The sequence below is a fragment of the Cardiobacterium hominis genome, assembly GCF_900637305.1.
GTDB classification, from domain to species: domain Bacteria; phylum Pseudomonadota; class Gammaproteobacteria; order Cardiobacteriales; family Cardiobacteriaceae; genus Cardiobacterium; species Cardiobacterium hominis.
Genome location: NZ_LR134365.1, coordinates 1,904,932 through 1,926,986, shown reverse-complemented (window position 1 = coordinate 1,926,986; position 22,055 = coordinate 1,904,932). Strand labels below are relative to the sequence as shown.

Genomic DNA, 22,055 nt, shown 5'->3' with positions numbered 1-22,055 from the left:
TATTTGGGATTTTTATGCGGGATACGGTTTGTTGCAAGATTACTACAAACTGGTCGCTATATTACCGTGCAGGCGGCGGGCGAATTACCGCCGCGTTATAATGCGCCACTTTTCAATTTGGGAGACATAAAGCAGTGGATGTCAGCGAAATATTGCAAGGCCTGAACGAGCGCCAACGCGAAGCGGTCACCCATCCGGCGCGCGCCATGCGGGTGATTGCCGGAGCGGGTAGCGGCAAGACGCGCGTGCTGGTGCAGCGCATGCAGTGGCTGATGGCGGTTGAGGGCGTGTCGCCTTACGGCCTCTTGGCGCTGACCTTTACCAACAAGGCAGCGCGTGAAATGCGGCAGCGGCTGGAAGCGGCGTTGCAGCGCCCGCTGGGGCAGTTGTGGATGGGCACTTTTCACGGCATTTGCCACCGCATCCTGCGCCGTCACGCCCTGCTGATGCAGTGGCCGGAGCAGTTCGTCATCATGGACAGCGACGACCAGCTGCGTCTGGTAAAGCGGATGATGCGCGCGCGCCAGTGGGATGAAGCGGTGATGAAGCCGAAAAACATGGTCTGGCAAATCAATGCTTATAAAGAAGAAGGCCTGCGCGCCGAAGACGTGCCGCCGACGCCGCATCCGGGGGAGCTGGCCATCCGCGAGTTCTACCACGACTACGAAAAACTTTGCCGCCAGCAGGGCACGATGGATTTTGCCGAACTGCTGCTGCTGACCGTTGAGCTCTTCACCCACCACCCCGAGGTACTGCAAAACTATCAGCAGCGTTTTCAAAGCGTGCTGGTGGACGAATTTCAGGACACCAACGCCCTGCAATACCGCCTGGTACAACAACTGTGCGCGGGCGGGGCGCAGCTGTTCGTCGTCGGTGATGACGACCAATCCATCTACGGCTGGCGCGGCGCGCGTGTCGAAAACATCCTGCAACTGGAACGCGATTTTCCGGCACTCGCCACCGTCCGTCTCGAACAAAACTACCGCTCAACCCAAACCATCCTTGATGCCGCCAACGCCGTCATCGCACAAAACAGCAACCGCCTCGGCAAAACCCTGTGGAGCGACGGCCAGCGCGGCGCAGCGGTACGCATCTACCCCGCCATCAACGAAATGGACGAAGCGCGCTACGTCTGCGAGCACATCCAGCGCTGGCATGCAGACGGCGGCCGCTACGACGAAAGCGCCATCCTCTACCGCTCCAACGCCCAATCGCGCGTTTTCGAAGAAATGCTCTTGCAACACCGCCTGCCGTACCGCGTTTACGGCGGCCTGCGCTTCTTCGAACGCGCCGAAATCAAGGACGCGCTCGCCTACCTGCGTCTCGCCCGCTACCGTGACGACGACGGCGCCGTTGAGCGCATCATCAACACCCCGACGCGCGGCATCGGACAAAAAACCCTGGCAGACCTGCGCCAACTCGCCCAACAAGCGGGCGTACCGCTGTGGCGCATCCTCAGCGACGACGCGCAAATCGCCCGCCACTTCAGCGGTCGTGCGCGCAACGCCCTGCGCGAATTCGTCATTCTCATCGAACAAATCGCCGCCAAACTCGCCGCCGAGCCCTCGCTGAAAAAAGCGCTGGAAACCGTCGTCCATGACACAGGCCTCTACGCCGCGCTCGAAAGCGAAGGCAGCGAACAAGCAGACGCGCGCCGCGAAAACCTGGACGAACTCATCAACGCCGGCAGCTACATCGACCTCAGCACCGACCCGGACAGCGACCGCATCATGGACTTCTTGGTCGACGCGGCGCTGGATGCGGGCGACGGCCAGGCCGAAGAAGGCAGCGACAGCGTGCAGCTGATGACCCTGCACAGCGCCAAAGGCCTCGAATTCCCGAACGTCTATATCGTTGGCATGGAAGAAGGCCTATTCCCGACGCAGCGCGCCATCGAAAGCCCGGACAAACTCGAAGAAGAACGGCGGCTGGCCTACGTCGGCATGACCCGTGCCGAACGCGAACTCACTCTCTGCTTCGCCGAGCGCCGCCGCTTCCAGGGACAAGAAAACTACCCGCAGCCCTCGCGCTTCATCCACGAAATCCCGGAAGAACTGACCGAAGCGGTGCGGCCGATGGTCTATAGCGGCATCAGCAAAATGCGCCGCATGGACAGCGCCTCCCCGCGCACCGCCAGCCCCGCCGCGCCCTACAAGCTCGGCGACAGCGTGCGCCACCCCAAATTCGGCGAAGGCTGCGTAATGGCGCTGGAAGGCCACGGCGAGCATCTGCGCGCGCAAATCCATTTCGCGGAAGCGGGTGAAAAATGGCTGGTACTCGCCTATGCCAAGCTGGAGAAAATTTGAATCCTTCCATTTCTATTGCCGCCGTGATGAAGACGACGGAAAGATACAAAACGATAAAAAACGGCGGAATCTACCGCCGTTTTTTGTATGAAAGACGGACTATTTTTTGTTAACTAGGCTATGAATCACGCCGCCTGCGATAGCGCCAATAATGGTACCGATGCTGCATTTCATGAAGGTATTGGATTTTAGAACGACTTCTAATCCTTCGCCTGAAACGCCGCCTTTGCCATTGAATATTTCGTGCCAAAAGATTTCCCAGCCGATTTCTTCAAAGGGATCGAGCATGAAGTAGCGGACGATGAGTAATCCGGCGATAGCGCCGACAAGGATGGCGAGTATTTTCATAGTGTGTCTCCTGACGTGAATGAATGCGATACCGCTGAAGGTCGCCCTTCAGCGGTTTTTTTATGCGTGTTTATTTTGCCGCCGGGGTTTCGCTGTTTTCGGCGGGTTTTTCTTCCGCCGCTTTGGCATCAGCAGCGGGGGCGCTTGCCAGTTCTTCCACGTATTTGGTGAGGCGGCCTTTGTTGCTCATGGCGCGGCGTTCGAGTTTGGGCAGCGCGGTTTTGACGGCTTCCAGGTTGGTCGCTTCTCCCACCTGGATGACGCCGACCATGTTCATCATGCTGTGTGGCGGGCAGACGTAGATGTACACGCCTTCTTTGTCGAGTTTGACGCTGTATTTTGCGTCCAGCTCGCTTTTGAAGGTTTCCGCGCCTTCGGGGACGAGCTTGCTTTCGACGTTGTGCCCTTTGTTGGTCGGCACGAAGGTGACGGTGTCGCCCGGCGCGATTTTCAGCACGGCGGGTTCGAAGACCATCGGCTCTTTGTCGCTGCCGATGTCGAGCATTTTCACTTCGTGTTCGGCAGCGTGGGCGGAGGCTGCGGCGGCAAGCAGGGCGAGGGTCAGGAGGGGGTTTTTCATGGTGTTGTCTCCGTGGGTAGGTTGGGTTTGGGGGCGCGGATGGCGCGGCGCGGCATGACGACGGCCGGGGCGCCGTCGGGGTCGTTGTACACGGCGGCTTCGACGCGGTAGATGCGTTCGATGGTTTCTTTTTGCAAGACGTCGCGCGGCGTGCCTTGTGCCTGGATTTTGGCGTCCGCCAGCAGGATGATTTCGTCGGCGAATTGGGCGGCGAGGTTGAGGTCGTGCAGGATCATCAGGGTGATGAGGTCGCGTTCGCGGGTGTGGTGGCGCACGGCTTCGAGCAGGACGCACTGGTGGTGCATGTCGAGCGCGCTCACCGGTTCGTCAAGCAGGAGGATTTCCGGATCGCGCAGCAGGACTTGCGCGAACATGACCATTTGTCGCTGCCCGCCGGAGAGGGCAAGCACATCGCGTCCGGCAAGGTGGGCGATGCCGAGGGTTTCCATCATGGCAGCGGCGCGGGCGAGTTGTTCGTCCGAGACGCGCATGGTGAGATTGCTCATCTGTCCGAGCAGGACGATTTCCAGCGCGGTGAGCGAGGCATCGACGATAGTGTCCTGCGGCATGTAGCCGATGGGTTTGCGCCAAGCCATGTGGTGCCCGTGGCTGAGGGTTTTGTCACGGTAGCGGATCTGTCCGCTGTAGGGCAGTTCGGCAAAGAGGGTTTTGATGAGCGAGGATTTGCCTGCCCCATTCGGCCCGAGGATGGCGTAGGTTTTGCCGTGGTGCAATTCAAGCGAGATGTTGTCGGCGACGCAGAGTTGGCCGCGATGGATGGTGAGGTGGTCTATCTGCATCATGTGTTGGCCTTGCGCGAGAGGATGATCCAGAAGAAGAACGGCACGCCGATGAAGGAGGTGATGATGCCGATGGGGAATTCCGCGCCGGGGTTGATGAGTTTGGAGAGGACGGAGGCGGCGGAGAGGAAGGCGGAGCCGGCGAGCATGGCGGTCGGCAGGAAGTAGCGCTGGTCTTCGCCGACGAGCATCCGCGCGACGTGCGGGGCGACGAGGCCGATGAAGCCGATGGTGCCGACGAAGCTGATGACGGTCGCGGTCATGACAGCGACGATGACCAGCACGCGCATCCTGAGTGCTGCAAGGTTCACGCCCATGCTGGCGGCGCGCGCTTCGCCGAGGCGCAGGGCGGTGAGTTGCCAGACGTTGGCAAAGAGCAGCAGGATGCAGGTGAGGGTGACGACGGCGGTAATGGCGAGGGTCTGCCATTTGGCTTTGCTAAGGGCGCCGAAGAGCCAGAAGAGGATTTTTTGTGATTCTTCCGGGGTGGCGATGTATTGCATGAGCGAGGAGGCGGACTGGAAGATGAAGAGCAGGGCGATGCCAACCAGCACCAGGGTGGATGAGGAGAAGCGGCGCATGGAGGCGAAGATGAACATGATGCCGGCGGCGAGCATGGTCATGAGGAAGGCAGAGAGTGGCTGGGCGACGTACACGGAGAGGCCAAAGGTGCCGAAAACGACGACAAGCGAGGCGCCGAAGCCGGCGGCAGCGGCCATGCCGAGGGTGTAGGGGCTGGCCATGGGGTTGTTCAGCAGGGTCTGGATTTCCGCACCGCCCGCGCCAAGCGCTGCCCCGGCGACGAGCGCCATCAGGGCGATGGGCAGGCGCAGGTGGTTGACGATGATGTGGGTGATGTTGTCCACACCGCCGATGCCGAGCCATTGCTGGAAGCTGTACCAGTGCAGGGCGAGGCTGCCCGCGCCCGCTTCCGGCGCGGTGTCGCGGAATTGCAGCAGGGCGTAGAGCACGTCTTTGGCGCTGATTTTGCCGCCAGCCGCACCATTGGTGAGGTCGAGAATGAAGGTGATGAGGCAGAACACGATGAAGAGCAGCATGATGGTCCACCGCCGCTTTTCGCGGCGGCGGTGGGCGGCAATCGTGTCTTGTACGATTTGCTGCGGCACGGATTACTCCGCTTTCAGGAAGAAGGTGCCTTCCGGGGTGACAGGCAGATACTTCTTGTGGAAGTCGAGGTAGGTGGCAAGCGGGTCAACGTCCTTGAAGGCGTCGGGGTAGAGCGCCTTGGCGATGTACTGGATGGAGGCGGCATCGGCCAGTGTGCGCGAGGCGCCCTGATAGATGCCGTAGAGACGGCCATCCTTGATGGCTGGCAGTTCCGCCCAGCCTTGGCGCGTCTTGTAGCCGTTCAGGCGTTTCAGCGCTTCGTCTTTGGCGATGTTGATACCCATCACCAGCGCCTGTTCGTTTTTCTTCAGCTCGGTTTCGCGTCCGCTGATGACGACGACTTCAGGTTTATCGACGATAACCTGTTCGGGGTTCATCGGGCCGGCGTATTCGACGTGGCCAACGGCGATGTTGCTGCCCATCGCCTGCTCGGCGAGCGGCCCCCACATGGTGTTGCCGAAGCTGTTGCCGTATTCAGCCGGGCCTTTGTTGCCAAATTCAAGATAGATTTTTGGCTTGGGCTGGCCGGATTTTTCCACGCGGCTGTGCACGTCTTTCACCACGCCTTCGTACCAGGCGGCGATTTCTTTGGCGCGCGCTTCCTGTCCGGTGATTTCGCCAAGGACGCGGGTGCTTTCCAGATGCAGCGGCAGTTGTTCCTTGTTGTAGTCAAGGACGACAACGGGGATGCCCGCTTTTTCCAGCGGTTCGAGGTCGTCTTCAATCGCCTGCCATTGCCAGTCGGCAAGGATGACCAGATCCGGCTTCAGCGCCAGCACTTTTTCCACCGAGAAGGTGCCGACTTCAACTTCGCCCACATCGGCGAGTTCGTTCAGCTTCGGCAGCGCCTTGCTGTACACCTCCCAGCTGGCAGGCGTCCAGTCCGTCCACACGGCTTTCGAGAAGCCAACGACGTTATCCAGTGCTTTTTCACCGCCAACGGCGAGGTAATCGGTGTAGTAGAAACCCAGCATGATGCGCTTCGCAGGCACATCTACTTTCACTTCGCGGCCAAGCACATCTTTGATGGTCTTCACCTCGGCATGGGCGGCGGTCATGGTCGCCGCCACGACGGCAGCGGCAAGCAGTTTTTTCAGCATATAAGCTCCTGTTGTGGGGAAGGTGCGCCCGTGAATAAAACCCGCCGCGCCCGGACACAAGGCGCGGTGGCTTGGAAAATCAGTCGGGGTGGTAAGCGGCAATGTCCCAATAGCGACATCGTAAAAACGCTGCATAAACGCGACCGGATCGCCGCAGAGCAAATCAAGAAAAGCGGCGACGCTGTCGGCAATCCGCATCGAGCATTCTTCATGGTTGTAATAAAACACCTTGCCGCGATGCGCGCCGGTGGTTGCCAGATAAAAACGTTCCGGTGCCTGCCCGAAGCCGGCAAAGACGACTGCGCTATCCCACCAGGTCGGGACGCCGTACACCGCATCACCGTCTTCGCAGTTTTCGTCATTCGTCAGCAGCCATTCATAGAGCGCCGCCTTTTCTTCTGCCATGTGGGCAAGCGGCAGCAAGAAAAAGCATTCGTCGCTATCAGCACGGTTGGCGAAAAGCTGCAAACCGTCGCTTTCCCGATAGAGCGCGGGCAAGACCGTATCGCTGCCCTACAAGGCGTCTTCCAGCGCGGCAACAGCGATTGCGGACGCAGGCGGAAAAGTGATGTGGCTAAGTGGGATGATGTCGCCGCCTGCTTCTGCACGGTTGACAAAATGCGGATTGGGTGCAGCCAGCAGGGTGTTTAGGGGGTCAAGCATATTTAGAGATAGGATTAATTATTGCCAAAAATTACTCTATTGCTGCTTCTCAATAGACGTTTTTTGGCAGTATTTATATTAGATGGGATAGATGCCAGGGGAAATAAGATAAAAATCAAATAAAATAAGTAAAATATAAAAAATACAGAAAGCATAGGGAATATTGATGCTGCAGGAAGACTGCCATTACCCAATTCTAATCTGATTATCACAATATAGGCCCCATAGACTATCACAGGGATAAGTGCAATAAAAAAGAATATTATTAACTCTTCTCCAATTATCTTTTTCCTTTCCTCGTAACGTTTTCTATTTTCGTTCCAAACGATAGCAGCCAACCCCCTACTCAAACCATCTTTAGCCATAACAACATCAAGTATTCCATGCAGACTCACTTCTTTATCGAGAAGAAAATCAAGCTCCTCCACAGTCAAATCTCTAAAATAGGGTATTTTCATTTGCTCTATTTGCCTTAATATATTACTTGCACCATTCGCCATTATCTCAGGGCGAGTCCTCTCGATATATAGCTTGATAATCTCAAGTTCTTCCATATCAGGCTCTAAAATTCCATTTAGGTATTTTTTCAGTCTTTTACGGCTGAGAAATGGGCTAATTACATTTAAAATTATATTTAGAAAATCATTTAAAGCACCCATATTTCATCCTTTCAGTACTGCGGATATAGGAAAAACGTCCCCTGCGGCACGATCGGCAGATATTCGCGATAGAAATCCTGCCAGGTTTTGTCCGGATCAACATCGGCGAACACCTGCGGATACAGCGCCTTCGCCATGAACTGTGCTGCCGCCAGGTCGGTAATCGAGCGCGAGGCGGTGTGGTAAAGGCCATAGACGCGGTTATTCTGCACCGCCGGCAGGCTGTCCCAGCCGGTGCGCTTGATGAAGCCGGCGAGGCGCTGCCGCGCGTCTGCTTCACTGATGCCGATGCCCATCGACATCACATTGGGATTGGTGTCGTGTTCCAGTTCCGTGCCGGAAATCATGATGACATCGGGGCGGGCGACCAGTAATTGTTCGGCAGAAATCGTGCCCCAGGTTTTGATATGCGGTGCGCTGACATTATCGCCGCCGACGGTATCGGCAATCGCGCCCCACATGTTTTTGCCAAAGGTAAAACTGTATTCCTCCGGCCCTTTATTGCCAAATTCGATATAGATTTTCGGCTTGGGCAGATTTGCCGCTTTGACCCGCTTTTGAATATCGGCAATGCCGTCGGCATATGCTCGGGCAATCTTTTCCGCGCGCGCTTCCGTGCCCGCCAGCTGCCCGAAAATGCGGATGCTCTGCGTATGGTTCTCGACGGTCTGGTCATTGAAATCGACCACGATCACCGGTATGCCCGCTTCTTCAAAACGCGACAATTCCGCCGCCAGCGCTTCGTATTGAACCTTCGGAATCACCAGCACATCGGGTTTCAGCGCCAGCGCCTTTTCCGTGGAGAAAGTATTGCTGATGACGTAGCCGACATCGTCAATGTCTTTTAAGAATGGCATCTTTTCCGTAAATTGTGCCCAGCTGCCGGGATTGAATTTTTCCCAGAATTCACGCGAAATGCCAACAACGTTGCGGAAATTGTCCGCGCCGGTCGCGGCAATGTAGTCGGGGTAATAGAAGGTCAGAATAGCGCGCTTGACCGGCACATCGACCTGCACTTCGCGGCCAAGCACATCTTTAATCTGCTTCACCTCCGCCTGTGCCGCGAGCACGGCAAACGCCGCGCCACAAAATACCAATTTTGCTAAATTCATCAATGGTTTCAACATGGATACTCCTCGGCTAAAAATGCGACGCATTATGCCCAGTGCTAAGCCTAATGTCAATGATTCACGTTTGGCCACAGCGCCGCCCGGCGCGCAAAATTTCAATGAGCTTGCTGTGTCTATACGGATTGTTAATGTTTGCACTTTCCGCGATAATGTCGCCCCATGAGTTACCTTTCCCCCGAATTCATTGCGGTTTTTCTGCCGTTCTTCGCGCTGTACTGGTGCGTGCGGGCGCGCGTGGACGTGCAGAACCATCTGCTGCTCGCCGCCAGCTATACCCTGGTGGCGACTTACAGCCTGCTGTTTGCGCTGGAACTCCTGCTCTATTCCGCCTTCATCTATCTTGCCGCGCGCAACATCCAGTATTACCGCAGCAAAAAGCAGCTGAAAATCGCCATCGCGATTGCCATCGGTCACCTCTGCCTGATGAAATACCTAGATTTTTTCCGCCTGCACAGCCAAAACCTCCTGGACACGCTGGGCATCGACTGGCAATTGCCTGCGGTGGAAATCCTGCTGCCGATTGGCATCTCTTATTACACCTTCCACTCCATTACGTATCTCGTCGCCGCTTACCGCGTGCAAATCGTCGTCGAAAAACCGGAGCGCCTCTGCCTTTTTCTCGCTTTCTTCCCGACGCTCATTGCCGGGCCCATCTGCCGCGCGGGGGTGATGATGCCGCAATTTGCCGCGACCGCACCGCGTGCTGTGGGCGATAGCGGACGCATTTTTGTCCTGCTCATCAGCGGCCTGATAAAAGTGGTCTGGCTCGAAGCCTGGCTGAAAGAGAGCTGGGTGACGCCCATCCTTGGCAATCCCGAACAATACCTGCCGACTGAAGTCCTCGCTGCGCTCTACGCCTATACCCTGGAAATCTACCTGAACTTCTCCGGCTACACCGACCTCGTTACCGCCATCGCGCTGCTGCTCGGCATCCGCATCCCGGAAAACTTCAACATGCCCTACGCCGCCACCAACCTGCGCGACTTCTGGCACCGCTGGCACATCAGCCTCTCCACCTGGATTCGCGACTACCTCTACATCCCGCTCGGCGGCAGCCGCCACGGTTTCCTGCGCACCCAGGTGAACCTCAGCATTGCCATGCTCCTCTCCGGCCTCTGGCACGGCGCGAGCAACAACTACCTCATCTGGGGCGCGATGCACGCGGGCGGCCTCATACTGCTTAACCTCGGCGACCGCCTCATGGGCAAAAACGCCGTCGCCACCCTAAGCCCGGCGCTCGCCCGCTACGGCACCATCCACTACATCGTCCTCACCTGGGCGGTGTTTTACAGCAACGACGCCGACAACACCCGCGCCATCTTCCGCGCGCTCGGCGGCAACCTCAGCCTGCACGCGCCTGTCGCCGCACTCGCCCTCGTCGCCGCCTTCAACCTCCTCATCTACCTCTACCCGCGCACCACCGGCTGGAAAGACTACGCCGCCGCGCAATGGCGCCGCCTGCCGTGGCACAGCCAAGCCTTGCTATTTACCGCCGCGCTCATCATCATCAGCGCCTACGCGCCAAGCGGCATCCCCAGTTTCCTCTACAGCAACTACTGAAAAACCACCATGCCCATCCGCAGCCTGAAAATCCTTGCCACCCTCGCCAGCAGCCTGCTCCTCGCGCTCTGGCTGATGCAACACAACATCGAACAATACTGGCAACAAACCTACTACCACCAATCCCCGCTCGCCGCCCTGCAAAAAAACCGTTTGTGGCGCAGCGGCGATGCCCTCAAACAACACCTCATGCGCCTGCTCGGCGCGGGCGGCGAAAGCCACCACCCCGCCAGCCTGCCGCGCATCAACATTGCCACCGCCCAGGCAGCGCCAGCGGCAGCCCAAACCGTTACAGCGCCGGAAAACCCAACCGTCGCGCCGCCTGTTGCCGAGCCCGTGGCCACGACCCTGCCTGACCCCGCACAACTGGCCGAACTTGCCGCCGATGCCCCCGCACCCAGCGTCCAAACCCTGTGGGAAGAACACGGCAGCGCGCTCACCCCGCCCATCGCCAGCACCCTCTGGCTTGCCGACGAAGACCCCGCGCAGCTCGCGCGCCTGCGTCCGTCGCCCGATGCACCTGCGCCCGCCGAACCCTGGCAGAACCGGCTGGGCAGCGCCCTGCAACAAAGCCATCCCATCAACGCTGCCCACTACCTGCCCGTCGCCAGCGTCGGCTGGACACATCACCCCGCCGTCGCCGCTAGCGCCGACGACAGCGACGAACACCCGATTGACCTCAGCGAAACCGAAACCGTCGCTGCTGAAGAAACGCCGCCTGCGGACGCCGCAGCCGTCGCCCCCGAAGCTGCGGGCAAAACCCCCATCCAGCTTGGCGAAAACGACCGCGTGCTGCTCATTGGCGACTCGATGATGCAATCGCTGGCGCCGCACATCCAGCGCGAACTCCTCGCGCGCCACCACATCAAAAGCATCAACCGCGGCAAACCGAGCAGCGGCCTGCGCTACCCCGACTACTACAACTGGCCGGAGCACCTCGCCGCCCAACTCGAAGAAAACCCGGACGTGCGCCTCATCATCGTGCTGCTTGGCGCCAATGACCCGCAAGACACGCCCAACCCCGCCGCTCCAGAGCAAAAACTGAACTTTGGCACCCCCGAATGGGAAAACTACTACCGCGGCGAAATCCGCAAAATCCTGCAAACGGCGGCGGCACGGGGCGCCAAAACCCTGTGGATAGGCCCGCCGCTGATGAAAGCGCCGAAATACAGCAAAAAAATCACCTACCTTGACGGCCTCATCGCCGACGAAGTCGAAAAAGCCCAACAACACTACCAAAACACCAACCGCCTCTTTGCCAAGGCTGACGGCAGCTACACCGCCTTCCTTCCCGACGAACGCGGCAAACCGGTGGCGGTACGCAAAGGCGACGGCATCCACTTCACCGGCCCCGGCGAAAAAATCCTCACCCGCCACATCATCGAACAGATTAACCCGTAGCGAAAACCCCGCGCCTTGCGTGTAACGGGCGCTTGCAGGCGTCCCCTAAAGAGCGTTTAATACCCCTCCCCCTTTACCAACCGAGGAACATTCATGAAAAAACTAGGCATCGTAGGCTGGCGCGGCATGGTCGGCTCCGTCCTCATCGGGCGCATGCAAGAAGAAAAAGACTTCGCCCACGTTGAAACCACCCTCTTTTCCACCTCGCAGGCGGGTGAAGCGGCGCCTGCCTTCGCGGGCAGCGGCAAAACCCTGCAAGACGCCAACAACCTGGACGCGCTCGCGGCGATGGACATCATCATCACCTGCCAGGGCGGTGACTACAGCAAGGCCATCCACCCGCAACTGCGCGCGCGCGGCTGGGACGGCTACTGGATTGATGCCGCCTCCGCCCTGCGCATGGACGACCGCGCCGTCATCATCCTCGACCCGGTGAACCGCAGCGTCATCGACCAGGCCATCCGCGACGGCAAAAAAGACTTCATCGGCGGCAACTGCACCGTTTCCCTCATGCTGATGGCGCTCGGCGGCCTCTTTGCCAACGACCTCGTCGAATGGATTACCAGCATGACCTACCAGGCGGCCTCCGGCGCGGGCGCGAAAAACATGCGCGAACTGCTCGAAGGCATGGGCTACCTGCACGCGCAAGTCGCGGGTGAACTGGCCGATCCGCGCAGCGCCATTCTCGACATTGACCGCAAAGTCAGCGCCGCATTGCGCAGCGACGGCTATCCGTCTGCCAACTTCGGCGTACCGCTCGCCGGCAGCCTCATCCCGTGGATTGACGCCGATCTTGGCAACGGCCAGTCCAAAGAAGAATGGAAAGGCGGCGTCGAGACCAACAAAATCCTCGGCCGCAGCGCCAACCCGGTACCGGTGGACGGCCTGTGCGTGCGCGTCGGCGCGATGCGCTGCCACAGCCAGGCAATCACGATGAAGCTGAAAAAAGACCTGCCGCTGGCGGAAATCGAAAAACTGCTGGTTGCGCACAACGACTGGGTGAAAGTCATCCCGAACACCAAAGAAGCGAGCATCCACGAGCTCACCCCGGCGAAAGTCAGCGGAACACTCACCGTGCCGGTTGGCCGCCTGCGCAAACTGGAAATGGGCGGCGAATACCTCAGCGCGTTTACCGTTGGCGACCAGCTGCTGTGGGGCGCGGCCGAACCGCTGCGCCGCATGCTGCGCATCCTGATTGACTAAACAAACGCCTTGCCCACACAAAAGCCGGTTTCAAACCGGCTTTTTCTGGCCGTGCGGACTGCCCGGCGATTCCCTCACATAAGGACATTCCCCCATGCACTTACTCACCGGCCGCTGGCAGCTTTCCGCCACGCGCCTCGCGCTCCTCTTGGCGCTATTTTTCACCTTGCTCAACTACGGCTTCTTCCGCACCATCTGGCAGGCGTGGCGTAGCGCAGGCGGCGACGGCACATTCCTCTGGAGCGTGCCGCTGTTTATCTTTCTCTGCCTGAACATCATCTTCCACCTGCTGCTCCTGCCGTATCTGCACAAACTCATCATCCCGCTGATTCTGCTGCTGTCGGCGGCGGTCAGCTATTCCGTCATCTTCCTCGGCGTCTATTTCGACCGCGCCATGCTCACCAACGTGCTGATAACCACCCCCGCCGAAAGCGCCAAACTGCTGACCGTGCCGTATGCCCTCTGGCTGCTCGCACTCGGAGTCGTTCCGGCGCTCCTTTACTTGCGCGTGCGCGTCGTTTACCGCCGCTGGTGGCGCGAACTGGCGCTGCGCCTCGGTGCGGTGCTGCTTTCGCTGCTGCTGCTCGCGCTCATTGCCCGCCTTTACTACCAGGATTACGCCGCCTACGGCCGCAACAACCACGACATCCCGCACCTCATCGTGCCGACCAACTTCATCGTCGCCAGCATCAGCAAAATCAAGCACCAGCGCCGCGCCAACCGTCCTTATGAGACCGTCGCCGCCGATGCACATCAGCAAAAAACCGACCCGCAGCGGCGGGTGAGCGTCTTTATCATCGGCGAGGCGACACGCGCGCAAAACTGGGGGCTGAACGGCTACGCGCGCCAGACCACGCCAAAGCTCGCGGCGCGCGGCGCAGAAATCATCAACTACCCGCAAGTGAGCAGCTGCGGCACCTACACCGCTTACTCCGTGCCCTGCATGCTCTCCGAACAGCCGCGCGCGACTTTTGACGTCGATATCGCCAGCCGCCGCGACAACCTGCTTGACATCCTGCAACGCGCCGGGGTACGCGTCGTCTGGTACGACAACGACACCGGCTGCAAGGGTGCCTGCGCCAACATCGAATACCACGACATGACCGCGCTGAACCTGCCCGCCTACTGCACGGACGGCGAATGCCTCGACGACATCCTCCTGCAAGACATCGAACAACCGCTCGCAGGCGCGCAAGATACCGTCATCATCCTGCACACCATCGGCAGCCACGGCCCGACCTACTACCAGCGCTACACCCCGGAATACCGCGCTTACACCCCGACCTGCGACACCAAACAAATCCAACAATGCAGCCGCGAAGAAATCACCAACACCTACGACAACACTATCCGCTACGTGGACGGCTTCATCGAGCGGGTGATTGCGCGGCTTGCGCGCGAAAAAGACTGGAAAAGCAGCGTGTTCTACGTATCCGACCACGGCGAATCGCTCGGCGAAAACGGCATCTACCTGCACAGCACACCCTACAGCGTCGCTCCGGCCGAACAGACGCGGGTGCCGATGATGTTGTGGCTCTCCGACGCCTGGCGGCAGGACGGGGCGGTTGATGGCAACTGCCTGCACCAGCGCGCCAGCAGCGGCGAATATTCGCAGGATAACGTCTTCCATACCTATCTCGGCCTGTTTGACGTACAAACCGGCGGCAGCATTTACCAGAAAGAACTGGATCTGCTAGCCGGCTGCCGGAAGTAGGAACGATTGCCGCGCCGCCTTGCCTCCAGCGCGCCCGCCGCCTACAATGCGTACACGTTGCTACAACCAAACGGAGAACCATCATGCAAACCATCAGCAGCCGCGAATTTAACCAAAACGTCGCCAAAGCGAAAAACATGAGCGATACCGCCCCCGTGTGCATTACCGACCGCGGCGAACCCGCCTACGTGTTGATGAACTACGCCGCTTACCGGGCGTTACAGGAAGGCAAACCAAGCCTGGCAGAAAAACTGTGTGACCCCGAATCGGACTGGATCGAAGTGGAATTTCCCCGCTGCATCATTGCCGATCGCGAGGAGCTGTTCTGATGTTTCTGCTGGATACCAACATCCTGTCGGAAATCCGCAAAATCAGCCAGGGGCGGGCAGACCCGGCGCTCGCGCGCTGGGTGCAATCCATTGATTTTGACCGCTGCCACCTCTGTGTCATCACCTTGCTGGAAATCGAACAGGGCATTTTGCGCGTGCAGCATCGCGGCGACGAAGCACAATTTCTGCGCCTGGAAAATTGGCTGAACGACACCGTGCTGCCGACCTTCGGCACGCGCATCCTGCCGATAGATGCCCATACCGCCCGCATTTGCGCCCGCCTGCACGTCCCCGACCAGCGTCCTTATAACGACGCGCTCATTGCCGCCTGTGCCATTCGCCACGGCCTCACCTTGGTCACGCGCAACACCCGCGATTTCGCCGCGCTGCAAGTGCCACTGCTGAACCCGTTTTCCGTATAACGCGCGGAAATAAGCGGAAATAAAAAAGCCGCCTGCAACCGCTGTTACGGTTGCAGGCGGCTTTTAAGTTTTCAGTCCGTTTACTTGTCTTTATTTGCTGGAAACACTAGAGGCTGTTTGCATTTCCGTGGATAAGCCCCTCTCTCGCTACGCGAGCAATGCTTGTCCCTCTGGGACTGGAACAGCTCACGCAGTGAGAGAGGGGTTGGGGTGAGGGCAGGGTTAAACAAATTTCGCATGACAACATACGTTTGAGGACTATCTCGTTTTGAATGAGGGAGACTCAAATTGCAAACAGCCCCTAGTTGTTTTTATGGGCGATGAGCAGCGCATCCAGCTCTGCCAAGGTAGAGGTGCCCTCCATCGGGCCGATGCGGGTAACGGCGCGGGCGCCGGCGGCGTTGGCGTAGCGCAGGGCGCTGGCTGCATCGTGGCCGTTCAGACGTAGGGCGATGTAGGCGCCGCCGAAGCTGTCGCCCGCGCCGGTCGGGTCGTCTTCGCGCACGGCGATTGGCGCGGCATCGAGGCGGTCGTCCGCGCTGTAATGGCTTGCGCCTTGTTCGCCGCGTTTGAGCAGGATTTCTTTGATGCCGCGCGCGAGCAGTTCGGCGATGGCATCGCTTTCGTTTTGTGCAGTGGTGAAAAGATAAAGTTCGTCACCGGAGGGCAGGAAGATGTCGGTCGCGGCGAGGGTTTGTTGGAGCGCTTCGTGCAGGCCGGGTGCGCCGAGCAGTTCGCGGCGCAGGTTGGGATCGAAGGAGACGCTGCCGCCACGCGCCTTGATGTGTTGCAAGGCGTGCAGGGCGAGTGCCCGCATACCGGGGGCGGCCAAGGCGCTGCCCATGAGGTGCAGGTGGCTGCATTCGTGGATGAGATCAGCGGCGGCCTGGGTCTTTTCGAGGCGGCCACAGGCGCTGTGCGCGATGTTGAAGACGAAGCGGCGGCTGCCGTCTTCGCGGTAGCGGACGAAGGCGCTGCCGGTGCTTTCGCCGGGGGCGACGGTGATGCCGCTGGTATCCACGCCGTCTTGTTGCAGGCGGCGCAGGTTGAGGGTGCCGAAGTCGTCATCGCCGACGCGCGAGATGATGGCGCAGGGCGCGCCCAGTTTGCCGACTTGGTCGATGAAGATGGCGGGCGCGCCGGAGGGGTAGGGGCCGGTGAGCGGTTGGGCTTCGAGGAAGCCGTCGCCTTTGCTGCTGGCGACGATTTCGACGAGGATTTCGCCGATGGTGAGGATTTTTTTCATGCTTGTGCCTCGCTTGGGTTGTCGTGGTGGTTTGTCAGTCTTTCCGCCGTTTGGCGCGCACGTCCAGCCAGACGGCGATGATGATGACCACGCCTTTGACGATGAGCTGGTAGAAGTAGGGGACGGAGAGCATGTTCATGCCGTTGTTGAGCACGCCGATGATGAGTGCGCCGATGAGGGTGCCCGGCATGGTGCCGACGCCGCCGGAGAGGCTGGTACCGCCCAGGACGGCGGCGGCGATGGCGTCGAGTTCGTAGCTAAGTCCTGCGTTGGTTTGCGCCGAGTAAAGGCGCGAGGAGAGGAGGATGCCCGCGATGGCGGACATCACGCCGGAGAGGGTGAAGATGATGATTTTGATGCGGTTCACCCGGATGCCGGAGTAGAGCGCGGCTTCGCGGTTGCCGCCGGTGAGGTAGGTTTCCCGCCCGAAGACGGTCATGGAGAGGGCGATGTGGTTGGCGAGAAAGAGGACGAGCAGTATCCAGATGATGAGCGGTACGCCGAGGAAGTGGCTTGCGCCTATCGCCTGCCAGTTGGGGTCGCTGATCATCAGGGGTGCGCCGCCGGTCGGCAGGCTGACGAGGCCGCGGTAGATGCTCATGGTGGCGACGGTGACGATAAACGAGGGCAGGAGCAGGCGGGCGGTGAGCAGGCCGTTCACGGCGCCGAGGATGGCACCGGCGATGATGGTAATGAGCAATGCGGCGGGAAATCCGGTGCCGAGGGCGAGGCTTTGTGCGCCGACCATTCCCGCGACGGCAATGATGGAGCCGACGGAGAGGTCGATTTCGCCGAGCAGGATGACCCAGGTCATGCCGAAGGCGGCAATGGCGACGACCGCGACTTGCTGGAAGATGTTCATGAAGTTTGCCAGCGAGAGGAAGCGGCTGTTGGCAATGGTAAAAACGGTGCAGAGGATGATGAGGGCGATGACGATGCCGCCGTATTGGCGCAGGAGCGGATGGCGGATGAGGGGGCGGTCAGGCGTGGGCATGGTGTTGTCCTGTGGCGGCGGCCATAATGGTTTGCGGGTTGAAGTCGGCGGGGGCGAGGGTCGCATTGACGCGGCCTTCGTGCATGACGACGATGCGGTCGGAGAGGCCGAGCAATTCCGGCAGTTCGGAGGAGACGAGGAGGATGGCGGTCCCTTCGGCGGCGAGCTGGCGGATGATGCGATAGATTTCAAATTTGGCGCCGACGTCCACGCCGCGCGTCGGTTCGTCGAGGATGAGGACGTGCGGGTAGGTGCCGAGCCATTTTGCCAGCACGACTTTTTGCTGGTTGCCGCCGGAGAGGGTTTCGGCGGCGGCTTCGATGGAGGCGGTGCGTACGGCGAGGCGGGCAACGTCCGCTTCTGCGGCAGCGCGTTCGGCGGCGAAGCGGAGGAAGCCAAAGCGCGCGGCGAAGCGCTTGAGCGCGGCCATGCTGGTGTTGCGGCGCACGCTGTGGGCAAGTACCAAGCCTTGTTCTTTGCGGTTTTCGGTAACGAAGCCGATGCCGTAATGGATGGCGTCGGCGGGATGGCGGATGCGCACGCTTTCATCGTCCAGCCGGACTTCACCGTGCGCGGGCAGCATGCCGAAGACGGCATTCATCACTTCGGAGCGCCCCGCGCCCACGAGGCCGAAGAAGCCAAGGATTTCGCCGGGATGCACGGCAAAGGAGACGTCGCGAAAGGCGCGCGTATGGGTCAGCGCGCGGACTTCCAGCGCGGGCGGGGCGGCGTCCGGCGGCGGGGTTTGCGGCAGGCGCGGCGGGTACATTTGGTCCATGCGCCGCCCGACCATCAGCCGGATCAGTTCTTCGACGGTGGTTTCGTGGCGCGGCAGGGTGGTGATGTACTGGCCATCGCGCATGACGGTGATTTCGTCGGACAGCCGCATGATTTCTTCCATACGGTGCGAGATGTAGATAACCGCTTTGCCCGCCGCTTTCAGGCGGGCGATGATGGCAAAGAGCATTTCCGCTTCGGCGTCGGAGAGTGAGGAGGTGGGTTCGTCCAGGATGACGACTTTTGCCTCATGGCTCAGCCCTTTGGCGATTTCCACCAACTGCCGCTGCGCGATGGAGAGGTCGGCGACGCGCGCCTCCACGTCCACCGGCAGTTGCAATTCATCCACCAGTTGCCGCGCGCGGCGGTACAACGCTTTGCGGTTAATGAAGCCGTAGCGCGCCGGTTCGCGCGTGGCGAGGATGTTTTCGGCGACGGTGAGGTTGTTGCACAGGCTAAGCTCCTGAAAGACGACGGCGATGCCGCGCGCAGCCGCCTCGCGCGGGCTTGCAGGCGCATAGGGCGCGCCGTCGAGCGTCATGCTGCCGCCGGATGGCTGATGCACTCCGGCGAGAATTTTGATCAGCGTCGATTTACCCGCGCCGTTCTCGCCGAGCAGGGTATGTACCTGCCCGGCGCGCACGGTGAGATTGATGTCGCGCAGGGCGGCGACGCCGGTGAAAACTTTGCCGATGCCGCGTAATTGCAGCAGGGCATCATCAACCGCGGCAGTCATGGCTGCTTACTCTTTGCCGGTGTACACACCCGGTTCGATCGGCTGCTCTGCCGGGACCTTCTCGCCCTTCATGACCGCAACCGCCGTATCTATCGCCTGTTTGCCCATCTGGTCAGGGAACTGACGGATAACGCCGACCATGACCGGATCGCTATCGACGGCGTCGCGCGCTTCCTTCATGCCGTCAAAACCGATGACCTTAACCTTGTCCTGCATATTGGCGGATTTCACCGCAACGGCGGCCGCCAGCGCGGCATCGTCGCCAAAGCCGAAAATGCCGTCGATATCGGGGTTGGCTTGCAGCATATTTTGTGCGGCGGCAAGCGCTTCGGCGCGGGTAATGCCGGTTTGTTCGGCGACAATTTTCACATCAGGATGCGATTCCAGCGCTTTCTTGAAGCCGTCAATACGCGAGACGACAGATTGCACCGTCGGATAATTGATGATGGCGACCTCGCCCTTGTTGTTCAGCACCTTCGCCATCAGCTCGCCCGCTTTCTCGCCGCCCTTGTAGTTGTCAGTGCCTACATAAGACAGTACTTCAATGCCCTCGGCGGGAATGTCCACGGTGATGACCTTGATGCCCGCATCTTGCGCCTTCTTGATGGCAGGCAGCACGCCCTTGCTATCGACCGGCGAAATCACCAGCACGTTCACACCCTTGACGATCATGTCTTCAATATCGGCGAGCTGCTTGCTCAAATCCTGGTTGGCAATGGCGACTTCCAGCGGCACATTCTGCGCTTTTGCCTCGGCTTTCATCGCATCAGCCAGTTCAATATAAAACGGATGCTGCTGCGTCAGGAGCGAGGCGCCAATGCCATCCGCCCAGGCACTGCCTGCACAACAAGCGAACAAAGTGGCCGCAGCCAGAGATTTCAGTTTCAGAGATTTCATGATGTTGCCTTTTGTGTGGATTTTGAGGAATGCGCGTGAGAAATTGTGAATTCCTGCGCATGAATGTTAATGTAGCGCTAATTTTTTGAGGATGCTAGCGGAAAATGCACACCTTGCGCCTAAGCCTTGAGGGACAATGCAATTTCGCGCTTATTGACGCGCCTATTGGAAGGCATATGGCTGGTAATACGGGGCGGAGTCTGATTCGTTGTGCGGCGGGCGCTGTCAGGGGCGCAACAAAAAGGGCTGCAATTGCAGCCCTTTTTCATGTGCGCAACATCAGCGGCGGGTCGCGCCGAAGCTGCCGCGCAGTTCCTGGTTGTTGTCGTAGAAGACGCCGCCCAGTTCGCGGGCGTTGTCACCGTAGAAGTTGCCGTTAGTGCCGACGCTTAATCCGTTGTTGTAGAAGCTGTTGCCATCAATGCTGGCATTGAAGTTCACCTCGTTGAAGGCGACTTTGCTGTCACGCAGCGGGATGATGCGGCCGGAGAGGCTACGGCTGCCAAAGCCGACGATGAATTTGGCGTCAGCCGCGTCTGTCTGCCCGTTGCGGCCAACGATGGCTTCGCCGTCGTAACGGGCGATGCCGGTGCTGGGCATGTTTTGCGTCAGCGCGCCCTGGCTGAAGATATAGTCGGTGTTGTCGCGGGTGATGTAGCCAAAGCGGCTGTTTTGGTAGTGCTCGCCGCTGATGAGGAAGTTTTTGTAGCTGACGCCTTCAACGGTGATGGGCGTGTTCGCACGCAGACGCGGCACACCGCTGGTGTATATGCCCACTTGGCGCGCGGGCAGGCGATTGCCGTCAATGCGCACGGTATCGAGGCTGTTGCTGTTCAGGGTTTGCGCGGGGCGGCGGGTGTTGATGGTGCTGCTACGGCTGGACACGGCATAGCCCGTGCCGTGGTAGGCCTTGCTGTAGTCGATGTTATTGTCGGTTTGCGGGCGGGACGGGTCGTAGGGCAGGCGGTCGTTCTGGTCTTTGTCGCCACCGCAGGCGGTGAGCAGAAGGGCATTGAGGATGATGAATCCAATGGCGTGCTTTTTCATGGGAATCTCCGGTTGGGATGCGTTTGTTGTCGTGCTGCGACAACGGCGCCATTATGCGCGCGCCAACATGAAGGTTTAATGACGCCCCCTGTTACGATTCAGCATGAAAAAAGGGCTGCGGATGCAGCCCTTGGCGATTGGCGGTGCTTAGTTGCTGGCACGTTTGGCGCCGAAGCTGCCGTAGAGGTTTTGTGTGGTGTCGTGGAAGATACCGCCCACTTCGGCGGCGTTGTTGCCGTAGAAGTTGCCGTTGGCTTTGACTGCACCGTCACCGCTGAAGCTGTTGCCGCTGATGGTGGCGTTGAGATCAATTTGATTGAAGTTAATGTCGCTGTCTTTTGATCGCGTAATGCTGCCGGCAAGGGTTTTCTGACCGAAATCGGCAGTAATATTTGCTGTACCAAGCGTACCGGATGCTGAACGACCCAAAACGGCTTCACCGCTATATTTGGCGGTACCGCTGGTTGGCATATTGGTCGTGAGCGTACCGTGGCTGAAAATGTAGTCCTTGTCGCCTTCGTTAATGTAGCCGAAACGGCTGTTGGGCAGTTCATTTCTGCCACTGGCAACAAAGAAGCGGTAGCTTTTACCAAAGATGTTGCTGTTGCTGATAAAGGTCATGCCACCGCCACTGATATTGGGGATTTCGGTAGCGATTTGCTGACCACTGATAGTTGGCGTAGCAATGTTGTTGCCGCCAATGTTTTCAGCTTTGCCTGTGCCCCCATTGACCGGGATGATGTATGCCTTGCCCTGGTAAGTGCCGCTGACCTTGTTGGTCGGCGCGGCAGGGCTGCTGATCTTCGGCACGGACGGGGTGTTGTTATTGCTGCCGCCGTTATTCGGATCGGCAGGGTTGTTGTCGTCGCTGCCGCCGCCTCCGCAGGCTGCAAGCAACAGGATGGTGGCGATACTCAGGCCGAGTGTGTGTTTTTTCATTGCGTGTTCTCCATAGGTTTGTGGGTTTTGCCGCGTTCTTGCGACGGCGGCATTATGCCCCTTGCATGGGGGATTG

General features: G+C 59.4%; 20 protein-coding genes and 1 pseudogene. 7 read left to right on the top strand and 14 right to left on the bottom strand.

The window, feature by feature from the left end; all coding sequences use genetic code 11:
- Positions 1–134: 134 nt before the first annotated feature.
- Entirely contained in the window at positions 135–2,306 is a 2,172-nt protein-coding gene (gene uvrD / locus EL199_RS09385) for a DNA helicase II (RefSeq protein ID WP_004141963.1), read from the top strand.
- A gap of 99 nt (positions 2,307–2,405) precedes the next feature.
- On the opposite strand, the gene EL199_RS09380 is transcribed toward uvrD, so the two are convergent.
- The 8 genes and pseudogenes from EL199_RS09380 to EL199_RS09350 all read right to left on the bottom strand — a co-directional run bounded on the left by EL199_RS09380 (position 2,406) and on the right by EL199_RS09350 (position 8,711).
- Positions 2,406–2,654, bottom strand: a complete 249-nt coding sequence (locus EL199_RS09380) for a hypothetical protein (RefSeq protein ID WP_004141964.1) — start codon at positions 2,652–2,654, stop codon at positions 2,406–2,408.
- 145 nt (positions 2,655–2,799) lie between these two features.
- Positions 2,800–3,234, bottom strand: a pseudogene (locus EL199_RS09375) (pseudoazurin); the annotation flags it as partial.
- Positions 3,231–4,037 carry an ABC transporter ATP-binding protein gene (locus EL199_RS09370; RefSeq protein ID WP_004141966.1) on the bottom strand — a complete coding sequence of 269 codons (807 nt, stop codon included), beginning with the start codon at positions 4,035–4,037 and terminating at the stop codon, positions 3,231–3,233. The gene EL199_RS09370 and the pseudogene EL199_RS09375, both read right to left, overlap by 4 nt.
- On the bottom strand, positions 4,034–5,161 hold the full coding sequence (locus EL199_RS09365; protein ID WP_004141967.1) for a FecCD family ABC transporter permease: 1,128 nt from the start codon (positions 5,159–5,161) through the stop codon (positions 4,034–4,036). The genes EL199_RS09370 and EL199_RS09365 overlap by 4 nt, the downstream gene beginning before the upstream one ends.
- A 3-nt stretch (positions 5,162–5,164) precedes the next feature.
- A complete protein-coding gene (locus tag EL199_RS09360) occupies positions 5,165–6,262 on the bottom strand; it encodes an ABC transporter substrate-binding protein (RefSeq protein WP_040355790.1) in 1,098 nt (365 codons plus the stop codon).
- Positions 6,263–6,775: 513 nt separating this feature from the next.
- A complete protein-coding gene (locus EL199_RS12840) occupies positions 6,776–6,925 on the bottom strand; it encodes a hypothetical protein (protein ID WP_155814344.1) in 150 nt (49 codons plus the stop codon).
- Between the two features lie 14 nt (positions 6,926–6,939).
- The gene (locus tag EL199_RS09355) at positions 6,940–7,584 is read right to left on the bottom strand and encodes a hypothetical protein (RefSeq protein ID WP_040355566.1); all 645 of its coding nucleotides are present in this window, start codon (positions 7,582–7,584) and stop codon (positions 6,940–6,942) included.
- An 11-nt stretch (positions 7,585–7,595) separates the two neighbouring features.
- Positions 7,596–8,711 (bottom strand): ABC transporter substrate-binding protein, encoded by a 1,116-nt coding sequence (locus EL199_RS09350; protein WP_004141977.1) that lies wholly within the window; start codon positions 8,709–8,711, stop codon positions 7,596–7,598.
- Between the two features lie 162 nt (positions 8,712–8,873).
- Between EL199_RS09350 and EL199_RS09345 the strand changes: the two genes are divergently transcribed.
- From EL199_RS09345 to EL199_RS09320, 6 genes are all read left to right on the top strand, one after another.
- Positions 8,874–10,274, top strand: coding sequence for an MBOAT family O-acyltransferase (locus EL199_RS09345; RefSeq protein ID WP_004141980.1), 1,401 nt, complete (start codon positions 8,874–8,876; stop codon positions 10,272–10,274).
- Between the two features lie 9 nt (positions 10,275–10,283).
- Positions 10,284–11,675: an SGNH/GDSL hydrolase family protein gene (locus EL199_RS09340; protein ID WP_004141988.1), complete on the top strand. Its 1,392-nt coding sequence runs from the start codon at positions 10,284–10,286 to the stop codon at positions 11,673–11,675.
- A 93-nt stretch (positions 11,676–11,768) separates the two neighbouring features.
- Positions 11,769–12,878 carry an aspartate-semialdehyde dehydrogenase gene (gene asd / locus EL199_RS09335; RefSeq protein ID WP_004141990.1) on the top strand — a complete coding sequence of 370 codons (1,110 nt, stop codon included), beginning with the start codon at positions 11,769–11,771 and terminating at the stop codon, positions 12,876–12,878.
- Between the two features lie 94 nt (positions 12,879–12,972).
- Positions 12,973–14,592, top strand: coding sequence for a phosphoethanolamine transferase (locus tag EL199_RS09330; protein ID WP_004141993.1), 1,620 nt, complete (start codon positions 12,973–12,975; stop codon positions 14,590–14,592).
- Between the two features lie 83 nt (positions 14,593–14,675).
- Positions 14,676–14,921 (top strand): type II toxin-antitoxin system Phd/YefM family antitoxin, encoded by a 246-nt coding sequence (locus EL199_RS09325; RefSeq protein ID WP_004141995.1) that lies wholly within the window; start codon positions 14,676–14,678, stop codon positions 14,919–14,921.
- On the top strand, positions 14,921–15,343 hold the full coding sequence (locus EL199_RS09320) for a type II toxin-antitoxin system VapC family toxin (RefSeq protein WP_004141997.1): 423 nt from the start codon (positions 14,921–14,923) through the stop codon (positions 15,341–15,343). Before EL199_RS09325 ends, EL199_RS09320 begins: the two co-directional genes overlap by 1 nt.
- Positions 15,344–15,644: 301 nt before the next feature.
- Here the strand turns inward: EL199_RS09320 and EL199_RS09315 are convergent, their stop codons facing one another.
- The 6 genes from EL199_RS09315 to EL199_RS09290 form a co-directional block, all read right to left on the bottom strand.
- Positions 15,645–16,589, bottom strand: coding sequence for a tagatose kinase (locus tag EL199_RS09315; protein ID WP_004142004.1), 945 nt, complete (start codon positions 16,587–16,589; stop codon positions 15,645–15,647).
- Between the two features lie 34 nt (positions 16,590–16,623).
- On the bottom strand, positions 16,624–17,583 hold the full coding sequence (locus tag EL199_RS09310) for an ABC transporter permease (protein ID WP_004142005.1): 960 nt from the start codon (positions 17,581–17,583) through the stop codon (positions 16,624–16,626).
- Positions 17,570–19,096 (bottom strand): sugar ABC transporter ATP-binding protein, encoded by a 1,527-nt coding sequence (locus EL199_RS09305; protein WP_004142007.1) that lies wholly within the window; start codon positions 19,094–19,096, stop codon positions 17,570–17,572. The genes EL199_RS09310 and EL199_RS09305 overlap by 14 nt, the downstream gene beginning before the upstream one ends.
- Before the next feature lie 6 nt (positions 19,097–19,102).
- Positions 19,103–19,993: a substrate-binding domain-containing protein gene (locus EL199_RS09300; protein WP_004142010.1), complete on the bottom strand. Its 891-nt coding sequence runs from the start codon at positions 19,991–19,993 to the stop codon at positions 19,103–19,105.
- Between the two features lie 279 nt (positions 19,994–20,272).
- The gene (locus tag EL199_RS09295; protein ID WP_004142012.1) at positions 20,273–21,040 is read right to left on the bottom strand and encodes a transferrin-binding protein-like solute binding protein; all 768 of its coding nucleotides are present in this window, start codon (positions 21,038–21,040) and stop codon (positions 20,273–20,275) included.
- Between the two features lie 147 nt (positions 21,041–21,187).
- Positions 21,188–21,979, bottom strand: coding sequence for a Slam-dependent surface lipoprotein (locus EL199_RS09290; RefSeq protein WP_004142015.1), 792 nt, complete (start codon positions 21,977–21,979; stop codon positions 21,188–21,190).
- Positions 21,980–22,055 lie beyond the last annotated feature (76 nt).

Coding starts and splice junctions, on each gene's coding strand:
- EL199_RS09380 (WP_004141964.1), bottom strand. CDS start 2,654: ATGAAAATACTCGCCATCCTTGTCGGCGCTATCGCCGGATTACTCATC.
- EL199_RS09370 (WP_004141966.1), bottom strand. CDS start 4,037: ATGATGCAGATAGACCACCTCACCATCCATCGCGGCCAACTCTGCGTC.
- EL199_RS09360 (WP_040355790.1), bottom strand. CDS start 6,262: ATGCTGAAAAAACTGCTTGCCGCTGCCGTCGTGGCGGCGACCATGACC.
- EL199_RS12840 (WP_155814344.1), bottom strand. CDS start 6,925: ATGCTTGACCCCCTAAACACCCTGCTGGCTGCACCCAATCCGCATTTT.
- EL199_RS09355 (WP_040355566.1), bottom strand. CDS start 7,584: ATGGGTGCTTTAAATGATTTTCTAAATATAATTTTAAATGTAATTAGC.
- EL199_RS09350 (WP_004141977.1), bottom strand. CDS start 8,711: ATGTTGAAACCATTGATGAATTTAGCAAAATTGGTATTTTGTGGCGCG.
- EL199_RS09345 (WP_004141980.1), top strand. CDS start 8,874: ATGAGTTACCTTTCCCCCGAATTCATTGCGGTTTTTCTGCCGTTCTTC.
- EL199_RS09340 (WP_004141988.1), top strand. CDS start 10,284: ATGCCCATCCGCAGCCTGAAAATCCTTGCCACCCTCGCCAGCAGCCTG.
- asd (WP_004141990.1), top strand. CDS start 11,769: ATGAAAAAACTAGGCATCGTAGGCTGGCGCGGCATGGTCGGCTCCGTC.
- EL199_RS09330 (WP_004141993.1), top strand. CDS start 12,973: ATGCACTTACTCACCGGCCGCTGGCAGCTTTCCGCCACGCGCCTCGCG.
- EL199_RS09325 (WP_004141995.1), top strand. CDS start 14,676: ATGCAAACCATCAGCAGCCGCGAATTTAACCAAAACGTCGCCAAAGCG.
- EL199_RS09320 (WP_004141997.1), top strand. CDS start 14,921: ATGTTTCTGCTGGATACCAACATCCTGTCGGAAATCCGCAAAATCAGC.
- EL199_RS09315 (WP_004142004.1), bottom strand. CDS start 16,589: ATGAAAAAAATCCTCACCATCGGCGAAATCCTCGTCGAAATCGTCGCC.
- EL199_RS09310 (WP_004142005.1), bottom strand. CDS start 17,583: ATGCCCACGCCTGACCGCCCCCTCATCCGCCATCCGCTCCTGCGCCAA.
- EL199_RS09305 (WP_004142007.1), bottom strand. CDS start 19,096: ATGACTGCCGCGGTTGATGATGCCCTGCTGCAATTACGCGGCATCGGC.
- EL199_RS09300 (WP_004142010.1), bottom strand. CDS start 19,993: ATGAAATCTCTGAAACTGAAATCTCTGGCTGCGGCCACTTTGTTCGCT.
- EL199_RS09295 (WP_004142012.1), bottom strand. CDS start 21,040: ATGAAAAAGCACGCCATTGGATTCATCATCCTCAATGCCCTTCTGCTC.
- EL199_RS09290 (WP_004142015.1), bottom strand. CDS start 21,979: ATGAAAAAACACACACTCGGCCTGAGTATCGCCACCATCCTGTTGCTT.